Raw genomic sequence first — 13791 nt, 5'->3', positions numbered from 1 at the left:
TTTGCCAGTGGAAAAAGCAGGGTATCTGGCAGCGCATACACGACACGCTGCGCGCTGCTGTCCGGCGCAAGGCGGGCAGACACAAACACCCCACTTCACTCAAAGAGTGTTGCACGACCGTGCGCCTGCTCTTGGCGTCTACGGTGGATGGAAAACGGACAAAAAAACGCCGTGGCGGGTGAGGCCAAGGCGTGAGATGGTGGCGTGCAGATTTTTTTCGGCATTCGTGTCACTCGTTCGTGACACCGCCGAAGCTCGACTTGATGAAAAGTCTTTTAAATCAACACGATATTGGGTTGGGGTGGCTGATGGGGCTCGAACCCACGACAACAGGAATCACAATCCTGGACTCTACCAACTGAGCTACAGCCACCGTAAGAATAGATTATAACGGCAAAGTGAGCATGCATTACCTGCTTGAAGCAGCTTGCGCATTTTGCTGGGAAACTGCAGGTTTGGTAACCAGTATTTCTGCTTTCAAGCGATCTTTGAGACCGTTGTAATAAGCCAGTGTTTCAGCAGAGGCCCACTGTTGGCCGTACTGGTTGCGCTCTTGAACGGCTGCTACTTCAGCCGGTCGGTCACGTGACACGACCTTGTTGATTTTGACGATTGCATAGCCTTGAGCCCCCAGGTCAACGCCTTCAAAAGAGGGTAAAACGTTTGTATCAGCACGCAGCGCGGCATTAACAAGTATTGCCGACAACTGCTGGCTCTGTTGACGCGATACCACTATTGGAGAAGCCAATACCGCCAAGGCTGGTGCGGCCTTCCAGACTGCAAGCTTGCCAATCCCATCCTTGCCGGCTTCTTCGGCACCGTGCTGTGCCAGCCAGCGCTGGCGCACGCTGCTTTTGACCTCGGCCAAAGGCAAGCTCCGCGCCGGGGTGTACTGGACAATACGTCCTGATACCAGTAGGTTGGAGTCCACCTCAATGGCTTCGGTATTACGTTTTTTCTCGATTGAATCAGGTGAGAAAAGTGCATTGAGAAACTTGACATTGGCCATTGGACCTGTTGCGCCTGAAGCTGGCTGACGCAGTACATTTGCAGCAGTTTTGATTTCCAGTTTTAAACGATCAGCCACCGGCTTCAAACTGTCCGACTGCTCATACACGCCATTTGAGAAGGCTTCAGCAGTTTCAGAAAACTTCTTTTGTGCCTGCTGCTTCTTAAGATCCGCTTCAAGCGTCTCCTTCATCTCTTCAAAACTGCGTTGTTTAGGCACTTTGATATCGGTCAGCTTGATAATGTGGTATCCAAAATCAGACGCTACAACATCGCTGATATCACCCTTATGCATCGAAAAAGCAGTGTCTTCAAATGGCTTGACCATGGCGCCCTTGCCAAAAAATTCGAGATCGCCACCGCGGGGGGCAGAGCCCGGATCCTGGGAGTTTTTTCGGGCCACGTCAGCAAAGGTGTCTGGAGCTTTACGAAGAGTTGCGAGCAGTGCCTCAGCTTTTGCTTTCGCTTCTTCGCGCTGAGCGGCCGGTGCGCTGACCGGAGCGGTAATCAGGATGTGGCTGGCCCGACGCTCTTCCGCGCCACTCAATTGCTTGACGTTTTGCTCGTAATACGTCTTGAGGTCGGCTTCATTGACCGCAATGCCCTTGCTCACGGTATCAAGGTCGAGCAGAACATATTCGATGCTGGCTTGTTCGGGTGCCTGGAAAAGTTTTTCGTTGGCCTTGTAAAACTTCTCAATGTCGGACTCTGAGGGGTTGAGCTTTGCGACGTAATCAGCAGCGTTGAATCGCGCAAGCTGGATCTCACGCTTTTCAAAAAAAGCGTTCAATGCAAGGTCAGCCGCCACACCGGATGTCAAGCCGCTATTGGCCACCCCAGCCAGCACCTGTCGCCGGGACAAGTCAGACCGCACATTGGCTTCAAACGTTTCAGGACTCAAACCTTGGGCGCCGAGCAATTGACGATACCGTTCCAAGTCAAGCGAGCCATCAGTGCGACGCAAGGCGGCAATCTCGGGACTGCTCTGCAATTCCCGCGCAAGATGCTGGTCGCTGGTGGAAAGCTTGAGCTTTTCAGCCGCTGCCGCAACAACGCGGTCGCGAACCATGCGCTCTAAGGTGGCATAGCGTGCTTCAGGCGTGTCGAGCAGTTTGGCATCCAGCGTAGGCATTGAGGCGCGCAGACGGTCAACTTCGCTGAGATGCGCCCGATCCCATTCAGGCTGGGTGATCTCGGTTCCGTCCACCTTGGCCACCACACGGCCCTTTTCAGTGGAAGGGTTACTGTTCATGCCAACCAATATGAAGGATGGCACGATCAACAAAAACAACAATGCCATTGTCCACTTGGTGTGCTTGCGAATGAAATCAAACATCTTCGAATTTCCTGTGTGACGGCCCAAACGGGCACAACAATAAAAAAAGGCGAACCCTTGTTCGCCTTTTTTTTAGTGGGTGGTGGGTGCTGACGGACTCGAACCGCCGACCTACGCCGTGTAAAGGCGCTGCTCTACCAACTGAGCTAAGCACCCCACTGCAAAAAAATTACATCAGTTCAACGCATCCTTGAGCGCTTTGCCTGGACGGAATTTAGGAACCTTGGCTGCCTTGATTTTAATCGCATCGCCAGTCCTGGGATTGCGCCCTGTCCGGGCTGCACGTTTGCCGACAGCAAAGGTACCAAAGCCCACCAAGGACACAGAGCCTCCTTTTTTCAACGTAGCCTTCACTGCGCTGATGGTGGACTCCAAGGCACGCGTTGCAGCAGCCTTAGAAATATCGGCGTTTTGGGCAATGTGCTCAATCAATTCAGTCTTGTTCACAAAAGGCACCTCGTTATTTGATCTATTGGTCTGGTTGGCTTGATACCGGGTTTCACGACACACGGTAGTGCGGTATCGGGACGACAGCTTCATTTCTGGATTCATTAAAGCCATCGGCTTCCAGGCTGTCAACATGACGCAAGTATTTAAACTCTGGAGGAGAATTCTAGCTTTGTTTTGGCGAATTCTGATTTTGTTGCCAAGCATGCGCTTTAATTTTCATGCTTGACAACACGCGGTTTTACCCCTGGGTCAATACTTGTGCGATGGCTTTGCCGACATCCGCTGTGCTCGCATGCCCCCCCAGATCGGGCGTGCGTGGTGCACCACTCCGGGGACTGAGAACCTGTTCAATGGCGGCGAGAATGCCGTCATGGGCGTCCTTGTGTCCCAGGAATTCCAGCATCATGGCTCCGCACCAGATCTGGCCAATGGGATTGGCCAGATTGCGTCCGGCAATGTCTGGTGCCGAGCCATGGACCGGCTCAAACAGCGAGGGAAACTTGCGCTCCGGATTGAGGTTGGCGCTGGGCGCTATGCCGATGGTGCCCGTGCAGGCAGGGCCGAGATCGCTCAGGATGTCACCGAAGAGATTGCTGGCCACCACCACGTCAAAAAAGTCCGGTCGTTGCACAAAATGTGCCGTCAGGATGTCAATGTGAAACTTGTCGAGTTGGATCGCCGGATAGTTTTTCGCCATTTCGGCGACACGTTCATCCCAATAGGGCATCGAAATGGAAATACCGTTGGATTTGGTCGCGCTGGTCAGGTGTTTTTTGGGTCGCGTCTGCGCCAGTTCGAAGGCAAACTTCAACACCCGATCCACGCCGATGCGGGTAAACACCGACTCTTGCAGCACAAACTCCCGTTCGGTTCCAGGAAATGCCCTGCCACCAATGCTTGAATATTCGCCTTCGGTGTTTTCACGCACGATGTAAAAGTCTATTTCGCCTGGCTGGCGAGGGCTGCCGTCACGCCGCACGACCGGGGCAATGATGCCGGGCATCAGCCGTGCGGGCCGCAGGTTGATGTACTGGTCAAATTCGCGCCGGAACAGCAGCAGCGAACCCCACAGCGACAGATGGTCGGCAATCTTGTCAGGCCATCCGACGGCGCCAAAGTAGATGGCATCATGTCCGCCAATCTGGTCCTTCCAGTCGTCGGGGAGCATCTTGCCGTGCTTTTCAAAATAGTCCCAGCTGGAAAAATCGAAGTGGTCGAACTGCAGGTCAATGCCGTACTTGACCGCTGCGGCTTCCAACACGCGAATGCCTTCAGGCATCACTTCCTTGCCGATGCCATCCCCTGCGATGACGGCGATTCTTTTTTTACCCATGGTGTTTTCCTTTGGTTCAGTTTTTGAAAAATTCAAATGCCTGCGCCAGCACTTGTTCAGGCGCCTCTTCCGCGATGTAGTGCCCGCTCGCAACGCTTGCTCCGGATACATCACTGGCGCGTTCCCGCCACAGATGCATGACGTCAAAATACCTGCCCACCGCCCCATGCTCGGCCCAGAGCACGCGAAGCGGCTGCCTCAATTTCAGGCCTGCTGCCACGTCGGCACGGTCATGCACAAGGTCAATCGTCGCTGCAGCACGGTAGTCTTCGCAAATGCTCAGACCTGTACCCGGAATCTGCGCGCAGCGCTCATATTCAGCCAATGCGTCAGGGGCAAAAGCCGCCAGTCCCGCATGCCGCTGGCCCATCACGTTGCGGAGATAGCGAACAGGATCCGAATCGATCAACGCTTCCGGCAAAGGCGAAGGCTGGATCAGGAAAAACCAGTGCCAGTAAGCGCGGGCAAAAGCATCTGAGGTGTTGTCATACATGCCCAGCGTGGGCGCAACATCCAGCAGCATCAAGCGTTGAACCGCTTCAGGATGGTCTGCCGCCAGCCGGTGTGCCACCCGGGCGCCCCGGTCATGGGCCAGCACCTGAAATTGCGTAAATCCGTGATGGCGCATCACGGCGATGGCATCGAGCGCCATGGCTCGTTTGGAATACGCTTGGTGTTCCGCATCGGCGGGCGCGCGAACCGAATCGCCGTAGCCGCGCAAATCCATCAACACCACGGTGAATTCCGTTGCCAGCGCATCGGCCACGGCATGCCACATCACATGCGTTTGCGGATGCCCATGCATCAGCAGGAGCGGGGCACCGGAGCCACCCCGCAACGTGTGCAGTATTCCGGCAGGGCCTTCAACATCACTGGCAACAAAAGATTCAAACATGGATCAACCTAAATTTTTAGCGGTTTTTCACTGCGGTCCACACAAGCCCCCGCCTCACTAAATTTTGTCGCAATCAAAGAGATGATTCAAGCAATAATTTGGCAATCAATTATTTCCACCAAGGCAACAATGGAGCGCAGTGATCTGGAACTGGTGGTGGCCGTACGAAAAGAAGGCAGCATGGCAGCAGCCGCGCGCAGCCTGGATCTGGCGGCGCCTGTCGTCACCAAACGGCTCGCGGCGCTTGAAGCACGGCTGGGCCAGCGATTGTTCCAGCGGACCACCAGGCGTGTCAGTCCCACGGCAGAGGGCGAAACCGTCTATGAACGGGCCGTCGCGTTGCTGCAGGGCTTCGCTGCGCTTGAAGCCGAGCTTCAGGAGCGCAAGGCCGAGCCTTGCGGCCTGATACGGCTGGCCGCGACCTTTGGCTTTGGACGCCTGTGGCTGGGGCCGGCGCTGGCGCTGTTTCAGGAACGCTATCCACGGATCGACATCCAGCTGCAGCTCACCGAGCAATTGCCCGACCTTGGCAGCGAAGGCTTTGACGGCGCCATCTGGCTGTGGCAGGTGCGCGGCAGGCAGGCTGCCCAATGGGTATCACGCCGGCTGGGGCCCAACCGGCGCGTGCTGGCAGCGTCGCCCGACTACCTGAGGATGCACGGTGAACCGTTGACGTTGAGCGCCCTGTGCGACCATGACTGCCTGATCGTGCGCGAAAACGCTCCCGCACAGAGCCAGAGCTTCGATACCTGGACGCTGCACAAAAGCGACAGCAAGACACCCGAGCAGGTCAGGGTGCGGGGTCCGCTGTCGAGCAACTCCGGTGAACTTGTGCGTGACTGGTGCCTGGATAGCCGCGGCATCATGCTACGCAGCCTGTGGGATATTGAACCCTGGCTGGCTTCTGGCCAGCTGGTGCGGGTTCTCGAAGACTATGCCATGCCGGATGCCGACATTCACTGGCTGGCGCCTTACCGCACGGATTCGCCGCGCCGCATTCGTCTGCTGATCGACTTTCTGGTGGCGCAATTCCACGACGAGCCCTGGAAAACTAAGCGGCCTGCAGCTTCGCAGGCCGTACCACCAGGCTGACGCCCAGCGCCGTCAGCGCCGTGCCGACCACAGTCGCCAGCGTGATGGATTCTCCAAACAGCAGCCATGCCATGACGGCTGTGGTGGGCGGCACCAGGTAAAGCAGACTGGTGACCGCGGTGGCCGCGCCGCGCTGGATCAGCAGGTACAGCAGCGAACTGCCACCCAGCGTCAGCGCCAGCACAGACCAGGCCATGGCGCCGATGAATTCGGTGTTCCAGACAATCGCCTCGGATTCCAATAAGGAAAACGGCAGCGTGACCAGCAAGGCGGCAACCAGTTGTATGGCATTGGCGGTGCGCACGTCGGTCGGCTGGACAAAATGCTTTTGGTACAGCGTTCCCACGGTGATGCAACATAAGGCAAATACCGTGCAACCCAGCGTGAGCGCGGTCACTTCGCTGCCACTGCCGAATTTGCGCGCCACCACCAGCAGCAAGCCGCCCAGCCCCAGGGCCAACCCGGCCCACTGGCGGGGCGTGACCTGTGTTTTTGGCGCCATTGAGGAACTCGTTGCGCCTGCCCATGAAAGCCACAGGGCGGTCAGCACGGGCTGCAGGCCAACGACCAACGCCGCCAGGCCCGAGCCCATGCCGCTTTTCACCGCGACCCAGACGCCGCCCAGGTAACCTGCATGCATCAGCACACCGGTCAGTGCCAGGTGCAGCCACTGCTGGCGCACGCGCGGCCAGCGGGCGCGGCTGAAACCGATCCAGATCAAAAAGCAGGCAATGGAAAACGCATAGCGCAGCACCAGAAAGGTCAGCGGCGGCGCGTACGGCAGGCCGAACTTGGCGACGATGAAGCCGGTGCTCCAGATCAGCACAAAGACAGCGGGCATCGCCCGGATGAGGGCGCTGGAGGACGGCGGAGCGTTCAAAACCGGGTTGCGTCAGGAAACATTCATTTGGCCCGTGCGCGGATTTCAGGAATCGCTTTTTGCAGGTAATAGACCATGGACCAGACCGTCAGGATGGCGGACAGCCAGATCAGCCAGGTTCCCCAGACGGGGGTGTTGATGATGCCGAACAGCAGGCCGTCGTAGAGCAGGAAAGGAATTGCGATCATCTGCACCGTTGTTTTCACCTTGCCGAGCATGTGTACCGCCACGCTGCGGGAGGCGCCGATCTGCGCCATCCATTCGCGCAGCGCCGAAATGGCGATCTCTCGGCCGATGATGATGAGCGCCACGAACACATCGGCCCGTTGCAGATGCACCAGTACCAGCAGTGAAGCGCAAACCAGAAACTTGTCGGCCACCGGGTCCAGAAAAGCGCCGAAAGACGATGTCTGGTTCAACTTGCGGGCCAAATAACCGTCAAGCCAGTCGGTGGCGGCAAACACCACGAACATCACGGTGGCAATCAGATTGCGTTGCGCAGCAGGAATGTCGAGGTAAAACACCCCCACGATCAGCGGAATCGCAACAATCCGCGTCCAGGTCATTAAGGTGGGGATGGTCAGGAACATGGCGCCGATTTTCGCATGAGCTGCAGACCGGCTGCGTAAGCCATGCGGCCGACCTGTGCGCTGCAAGCTGCGTCGCGTTGGGCCATCAATGCAGCGCCCGGTAAATTTCCTCGGCCAGTGCGGTTGAAATACCATCGACCATGGCGATGTCCTCGACGCTGGCCGACGCAATGCCGCGCACGCCGCCAAAGCGCTGCAGCAAGCTGGCGCGCTTTTTCGGACCAATGCCGGCAATGTCCTCCAGCCGGCTGCCGCCCACCCGCACCTTGGCCCGCTTGGCACGCATGCCGGTGATGGCGAAGCGGTGCGCCTCGTCGCGAATCTGGGCGATCAGCATCAATGCGGCCGAATCGCGGCCCAGGTAGACCTTTTCCCGGCCGTCGGCAAACACCAGCTCTTCCAGCCCCACCTTGCGGCCCTCGCCTTTTTCAACGCCGGCAATCAGCCCCAGGTCCAGCCCGAGTTCGACAAACACCTCGCGTGCCATCGACACCTGGCCCTTGCCGCCGTCGACCAGCACCAGGTCGGGTAGCGTGGCCTCGCCATTGCGCGCGGCCTCGGCCAGCTTGGTGTAGCGCCGTGTCAGTACCTGGCGCATGGCGGCATAGTCGTCGCCGGGGGTGATGCCTTCGATGTTGTAGCGGCGGTATTCGCTGCTTTGCATCTTGTGTTCCTTGAACACCACGCACGACGCCTGGGTCGCTTCCCCAGCCGTGTGCGAAATGTCGAAACACTCGATGCGCAGCGCGTCCAGGTTGTCCATCGGCAGTTCCAGCGCTTCGGCCAGCGCCCGGGTGCGCGCCTGCTGCGAGCCCTGCTCGGCCAGCAGGCGCGCCAGCTGGAGGCCTGCATTTTTCTGCGCCATTTCCAGCCAGACACGGCGCTGCTCGCGCGGCTGGTGGATGGCGGCGACGCGGCTGCCGGTCTGCTCCGCCAGCGCGGCCATCAGGTCCCTGTCGACCGGCTCGCTGACCACCAGCGTGGGCGGCACCGGCACGTCGATGTAGTGCTGGGCGATGAAGGCCTCCAGCACCAGCGCCTCCAGCGATTTTTCCTTCACCGCAACGGCTGGCGAATCAGGCTCGGCATCAAGCGCCGCCACGTCGGCGGCATGCTCCACATGCGTCGGAAAGTACGGCCGGTCGCCCAGATGCCGGCCGCCGCGCACCATGGCCAGGTTGACGCAGGCCTTGCCGCCCTGCACTTTCACCGCCAGGATGTCCACGTCCACATCGCCGTTCTTGCCGCCAATTTCCATCGACTGTTGGTGCAGGATTTTCGACAGTGCCGCCATCTGGTTGCGCAGCTCGGCGGCCTGCTCGAACTCCAGCCGGTCTGAATGCGCGAGCATTTTCTTTTCCAGCTCGCTCAGAATTTCCTGCGTCTGGCCCTGCAGAAAGCGCTCGGCGTTGGCCGTGTCCAGCGCGTACTGCTCGGGCGACACATGGCCCACGCACGGCGCGGAGCAGCGCTTGATCTGGTACAGCAGGCAGGGCCGCGTGCGGTTGTTGAACACCGTGTCCTCGCAGGTGCGCAGCCGGAACACCTTTTGCAACAGCAAGATGGTGTCTTTCACCGCCCAGGCGCTGGGATACGGCCCGAAATAACGGTGCTTTTTTTCGACCGCACCCCGGTAGTAGGCAATGCGCGGAAAGGCGATGGCCGCCGGCGCGTCGCCCTCGGGCCGGGGCTGGGCGGCGGTCAGCTTGAGGTAGGGATAGCTCTTGTCGTCCCGGAACAGGATGTTGTACTTCGGGTGGAGCGTCTTGATCAGGTTGTTTTCCAGCAGCAGCGCCTCGGCTTCGGAGCGCACCACCGTGGTCTCCATGCGCACGATCTTGGTGATCATGTGGCCGATCCGGGTGCCGCCATGGTTTTTCTGAAAATAGCTGGTGACCCGCTTTTTCAGGTTGCGCGCCTTGCCGACATACAGCACGCCGCCCTGCTCGTCAAAGTAGCGGTAAACGCCGGGCAAGGGCGGCAATGCCGCCACTTCGCTGAGCAGCTGGGGATCGAATTCGTGGGTTGGGGTCATGGTGTCATGCGTGCGGGATGGCCGTATTGTGGACAATCCTTTCATGAATCACCGCCTGCAATGGGACATTTTTTGCAAAGTCATCGACAACTACGGGGACATTGGCGTGTGCTGGCGTCTGGCCGCCGACCTGGCGGCGCGTGGCCACCGCGTGCGCCTGTGGGTGGATGACGCTTGCGCGCTGCAGTGGATGGCCCCGGGGGGTTGCCGCAATGTTCAGGTGATTCCCTGGAAACAGCCGCTCGAGCTGCGGGCAGCAAACCTTGCCTCGCAGCCGAGCGATGTGCTGGTCGAAGCGTTCGGATGCGATGTCGCTCCTGAATTCATAGCTGCTTGCGCAGTTCAGCACAGCGCAAACGGCTTGAAACCCGTCTGGATCAACCTCGAATACCTGTCCGCCGAGGCGTATGTCGAGCGTTGCCATGCCCTGCCCTCGCGGATCCAGCGCGGCCCGGCGGCGGACTGGGACAAATGGTTTTTCTACCCCGGCTTCACGGCAGCCACCGGCGGCCTGTTGCGCGAACCCGGGCTGGCCGACCGGCAGTCCCGCTTTGACGCTCCAGCCTGGCTGGCCGAGCAGGGCATCACATTCAACGGGGAAAAACGGGTGTCGCTGTTCTGCTACGAACCCGGCGCGCTGCCAGGCCTGCTGAGACAACTGGATCAATACGGCCTTGACGGTAAGCCGGTGCGCCTGCTCGTGGCGGCGGGCCGGGCCAGCCATGCCGTTAAAGCCGTTTTTAATGACGAAATAGGCCTGTGGCGCAATACCAGCGGGCACAAGCAGCTATCAATTTCATATTTACCGCTGCTGACCCAGAATGAATTCGATCACCTGCTGTGGGCCTGTGACCTGAATTTCGTGCGCGGCGAGGACTCATTGGTACGCGCGCTATGGGCCGGAAAACCGCTGGTCTGGCACATCTACCCGCAGGACGATGCGGCGCACCTGGACAAGCTGGACGCCTTTCTTGACATGCTCGAAGCGCCGCCTTCATTACGACATTTTCACCAGGCGTGGAACCGCTCGGGCACCGGCCATGAAGCACCTCGGGTACTGCAGCGCGACCTGCAGGACTGGCAAACCTGCTTAGGCAATGCCCGCGAACGCTTGATGCGCCAGAACGACCTGTGCACCAGCCTGCTTAGCTTTGTGGCAAAAAACCGCTAAAATCATGGGCTTTGCGATCCAGCCTGTTGAGGCAAGACGCATGAATGGCCTGAAAACCGGCCCTGTCACTGGCGCCATCACTGGCCCCGTAGCGGGTCCTGGGCCTATAACCCGCCGCAGAACCTGCACCACAACTGCACAGGGTCAGCGGTCCACCACACTGAAATTGCTATGAAAATCGCTCAAGAAATCCGCGTCGGTAACGTCATCATGCACGGCAAGGACCCGATGGTCGTGCTGAAAACCGAATACAGCCGCGGCGGGCGCAACTCTGCCACCGTGCGCATGAAGCTGAAAAGCCTGATTGCCAGCTTCAACACCGAGCAGGTCTTCAAGGCCGACGACAAGCTGGACCAGGTTTTCCTGGACAAGAAGGAATGCACCTACTCCTACTTTGCCGACCCGATGTATATCTGCATGGACGCCGACTACAACCAGTACGAAGTCGAGGCCGAAAACATGGGTGACTCGCTGAACTACCTGCAGGACGGCATGGAACTCGAAGTCGTGTTCTATGACGGCAAGGCCATTTCGGTTGAAGTGCCCACCAGCGTGCAGCGCGAAATCACCTGGACTGAGCCCGCCGTCAAGGGCGACACCTCTGGCAAGGTGCTAAAGCCAGCCAAGCTGGCCACCGGTTTTGAAATTGGCGTGCCTATTTTCGTGGCTCAGGGCGACGTGGTCGAAATCGACACCCGCACTGGCGAATACCGCAAGCGCGTCTGATCCGGCATTGCCCTGCCCCCTAAAAAGGCTCCCACAGGGAGCCTTTTTTATTTCCTGGCGGGAAGCACGACACAAACCGTCTTTATGATGTTCCTGTTACCCATCGCTTTCCTTACCTTGCATACCGCGTGACCGGGGGGACAAACACCGAATTCACGCCTCACAGAAACCCAAGCCCATGGAACAAACACAAGACCTATCAGAAGACCGGCTGGCCAATGCCTGGGCTGAACTGCATTCCCTGTCCAGCGACAGCGCGCCGCTGCGGCCCGATGCCAACCGACTGGCCTTTGCCGACCCGGAGTTCATGCTGCGGCGCGAAACCCGCGCCATCCGCATCCAGCTCGAAATGCTCAAGCCCGAAATCGACCAGCAGGCCCAGGGCATCGAAAACACCATCGTGGTGTTCGGCAGCGCCCGTTTTCCGGCGCCCGAGCAGGCCGAAGCGGCACTTGCCCTGGCCGCGCAGGGCGATGACGAAGCCGCACTAGGGCTGGCCCAGCGGCATATGCGCAATGCCAGGTATTACGACCAGGCGCGGCAGTTCGCGCGCATCGTGGCGGGCTACAGCAACCCGCGCCCGTCGGCCGAGCAGTTGTTCATCTGCACTGGCGGCGGCCCGGGCATCATGGAAGCGGCCAATCGCGGCGCGCAGGAAATGGGCGCGCTGACCGTGGGCCTGAACATTGTGCTGCCACATGAGCAAGGCTCGAACCCTTATGTTTCTCCGTCGCTGAACTTCAAGTTCCATTACTTTGCCTTGCGCAAGATGCATTTCATGATGCGTGCCAAGGCACTGGTGGCTTTTCCCGGCGGTTTCGGAACGCTCGACGAGCTGTTTGAGGTCATCACGCTGGTGCAGACCAAGAAGGCCAAACCGGTGCCCATCATTCTCTTTGGCACCGAATACTGGAAACGGCTGTTCAACTTCGACGTGATGATTGAGGAAGGCGCGATTTCGCCGCAGGACCTGGACCTGATCCAGTACGTCGATCAGCCGCAGGCTGCCTGGGACGCGATCAAGAACTTTTACGAACTTTGAATCCGGCGCCGGGCAGACGCTGTCGAACTTGAGTCAGCCTGGCCTGTCGCCATGCGGCGTGGCGGCAATACTGTCCTTGAGCCGCCAGGCCAGGCGCGAGCCCATGCCCACCAAAGCGCCTGTCGCCCAGAAAACGCCGGCAATGCCGACCAGCGCACCGGCCGATCCGAACAGCATCGGCATCAGCACGCTGGAAGCGTTGATGGCCATGAGCCGCAGGCCCAACGCCTCGCCGTGGCGCGCCTCGGGCGTGATCTGGTGCAGCATACTCATGATCATGGGCTGCACCATGCCGAGTGAAAAACCCAGCAGCACCGAGCAGATGCCCATGCCGAGCGCCGAGCGCATGAAGGGATACACCGCAAACAGCAAGGCCGTTGCCAGCATCGAGGCGGCCAGCACCTTCCATTCCTTCAGGTGCGCGGCCAGCCACGGCATCAGCATGCGGATGACCGCAGCGGCCAGCGCAAAAGCGCCCAGGATCGAGCCGATCACCGAGGCGCTGATGCCGCGCTCAAAGCCCAGCACCGGCACGACGAAGGTGTGGACATCCCAGCACGACGACAACAACCAGTTCACGCCCATCAGGCGGCGAAACATCGGCTGGCGCAGCAAATCCCAGGCTTTGGGCCGCGTGCCATCGTTCGCGGCCAGCAACGCAGGCAGTTCGCGGGTCTGGCGCACCAGGAACCAGGTGACGAGCGGCAGCAGCGCCATCAGGAAAAAAGCCGCCCGGTAACCCGTCAGGCTGCCCGGCGACGTGCCGGCATGGTCGATCAGCAGGCCGGCTGAAAACGGGCCGACAAAATTGGAGATCGCCGGGCCGATCGCCAGCCAGCTGAACACCTTGCGCAGCTGCAAAACACCACCGGCCGCCCGCCCGACATGGCGCTGCAGGGCAATGGTGGCCACGCCGGTGGCGCCACCCGTCAGCAACGCGGCCAGGCATAGCACCGGAAACACCGGGAAAGCGACGGCAGCGCCCGCCCCGGCCATCGCGGCGAGCACGCCATAACTGACCGGGCGCCGCAGGCCATGCCGGTCGGCAAAGCGGCCCGCCGGCAATGCCAGAAACACCTGCGTCAGGGCAAACAGCGCCAGCAGCACACCCACGGCCGCCGGGCTGTAGCCTTCGCGCAGCGCCAGCAGGGGCGCTGACATGCGGGTGCCGGCCATGCAGGCGTGCAGGCAGATCTGGGCCAGGATCAGCCGGGCCAACTCGGGCGTCATGCG

General features: G+C 59.7%; 12 protein-coding genes, 2 tRNA genes and 1 pseudogene. 5 read left to right on the top strand and 10 right to left on the bottom strand.

The features are described 5' to 3' along the window. Positions 1 to 182, top strand: a pseudogene (locus tag IWX85_RS20310) (hypothetical protein); the annotation flags it as partial. A 115-nt stretch (positions 183 to 297) separates the two neighbouring features. On the opposite strand, the gene IWX85_RS04570 reads toward IWX85_RS20310, so the two are convergent. The 6 genes from IWX85_RS04570 to IWX85_RS04545 all read right to left on the bottom strand — a co-directional run bounded on the left by IWX85_RS04570 (position 298) and on the right by IWX85_RS04545 (position 5022). Next, positions 298 to 373 (bottom strand) — tRNA-His (locus IWX85_RS04570). Positions 374 to 409: 36 nt separating this feature from the next. Beyond that, entirely contained in the window at positions 410 to 2344 is a 1935-nt protein-coding gene (locus IWX85_RS04565) for a SurA N-terminal domain-containing protein (protein ID WP_196868885.1), read from the bottom strand. Between the two features lie 80 nt (positions 2345 to 2424). Then, positions 2425 to 2500, bottom strand: a tRNA-Val gene (locus IWX85_RS04560). An 18-nt stretch (positions 2501 to 2518) separates the two neighbouring features. Next, positions 2519 to 2791, bottom strand: coding sequence for an HU family DNA-binding protein (locus IWX85_RS04555; RefSeq protein WP_011801034.1), 273 nt, complete (start codon positions 2789 to 2791; stop codon positions 2519 to 2521). 241 nt (positions 2792 to 3032) lie between these two features. Then, positions 3033 to 4127 (bottom strand): tartrate dehydrogenase, encoded by a 1095-nt coding sequence (locus IWX85_RS04550; RefSeq protein WP_196868884.1) that lies wholly within the window; start codon positions 4125 to 4127, stop codon positions 3033 to 3035. Positions 4128 to 4143: 16 nt separating this feature from the next. Next, complete coding sequence (locus IWX85_RS04545; protein WP_196868883.1) at positions 4144 to 5022, bottom strand: alpha/beta fold hydrolase; 879 nt, start codon at positions 5020 to 5022, stop codon at positions 4144 to 4146. 129 nt (positions 5023 to 5151) lie between these two features. Here IWX85_RS04545 and IWX85_RS04540 point away from each other — a divergent pair, with 129 nt between their 5' ends. Beyond that, positions 5152 to 6114: a LysR family transcriptional regulator gene (locus tag IWX85_RS04540; protein ID WP_196868882.1), complete on the top strand. Its 963-nt coding sequence runs from the start codon at positions 5152 to 5154 to the stop codon at positions 6112 to 6114. On the opposite strand, the gene IWX85_RS04535 is transcribed toward IWX85_RS04540, so the two are convergent. The 3 genes from IWX85_RS04535 to uvrC all read right to left on the bottom strand — a co-directional run bounded on the left by IWX85_RS04535 (position 6074) and on the right by uvrC (position 9619). Further along, the gene (locus IWX85_RS04535; RefSeq protein ID WP_051984417.1) at positions 6074 to 6955 is read right to left on the bottom strand and encodes a DMT family transporter; all 882 of its coding nucleotides are present in this window, start codon (positions 6953 to 6955) and stop codon (positions 6074 to 6076) included. The genes IWX85_RS04540 and IWX85_RS04535 overlap by 41 nt on opposite strands. A 62-nt stretch (positions 6956 to 7017) precedes the next feature. Further along, the gene (gene pgsA, locus IWX85_RS04530; protein ID WP_036811747.1) at positions 7018 to 7584 is read right to left on the bottom strand and encodes a CDP-diacylglycerol--glycerol-3-phosphate 3-phosphatidyltransferase; all 567 of its coding nucleotides are present in this window, start codon (positions 7582 to 7584) and stop codon (positions 7018 to 7020) included. 85 nt (positions 7585 to 7669) lie between these two features. Further along, positions 7670 to 9619, bottom strand: coding sequence for an excinuclease ABC subunit UvrC (gene uvrC / locus IWX85_RS04525; RefSeq protein ID WP_196868881.1), 1950 nt, complete (start codon positions 9617 to 9619; stop codon positions 7670 to 7672). Positions 9620 to 9662: 43 nt separating this feature from the next. On the opposite strand from uvrC, the gene earP reads away from it, so the two are divergent. The 3 genes from earP (at position 9663) to IWX85_RS04510 (ending at position 12558) form a co-directional block, all read left to right on the top strand. After that, the gene (earP, locus tag IWX85_RS04520; RefSeq protein WP_196868880.1) at positions 9663 to 10790 is read left to right on the top strand and encodes an elongation factor P maturation arginine rhamnosyltransferase EarP; all 1128 of its coding nucleotides are present in this window, start codon (positions 9663 to 9665) and stop codon (positions 10788 to 10790) included. A gap of 171 nt (positions 10791 to 10961) precedes the next feature. Beyond that, positions 10962 to 11516 (top strand): elongation factor P, encoded by a 555-nt coding sequence (efp, locus tag IWX85_RS04515; protein ID WP_029525317.1) that lies wholly within the window; start codon positions 10962 to 10964, stop codon positions 11514 to 11516. Between the two features lie 178 nt (positions 11517 to 11694). Then, positions 11695 to 12558 (top strand): TIGR00730 family Rossman fold protein, encoded by an 864-nt coding sequence (locus tag IWX85_RS04510; RefSeq protein ID WP_196868879.1) that lies wholly within the window; start codon positions 11695 to 11697, stop codon positions 12556 to 12558. A 33-nt stretch (positions 12559 to 12591) separates the two neighbouring features. On the opposite strand, the gene IWX85_RS04505 is transcribed toward IWX85_RS04510, so the two are convergent. Further along, entirely contained in the window at positions 12592 to 13788 is a 1197-nt protein-coding gene (locus IWX85_RS04505; protein WP_036811733.1) for an MFS transporter, read from the bottom strand. Positions 13789 to 13791 lie beyond the last annotated feature (3 nt).

Origin of the sequence: Polaromonas sp. CG_9.11, assembly GCF_015752225.1 — a bacterium.
Classification (GTDB): domain Bacteria; phylum Pseudomonadota; class Gammaproteobacteria; order Burkholderiales; family Burkholderiaceae_C; genus Polaromonas.
This window is presented reverse-complemented; position numbering and strand designations above follow the sequence as displayed.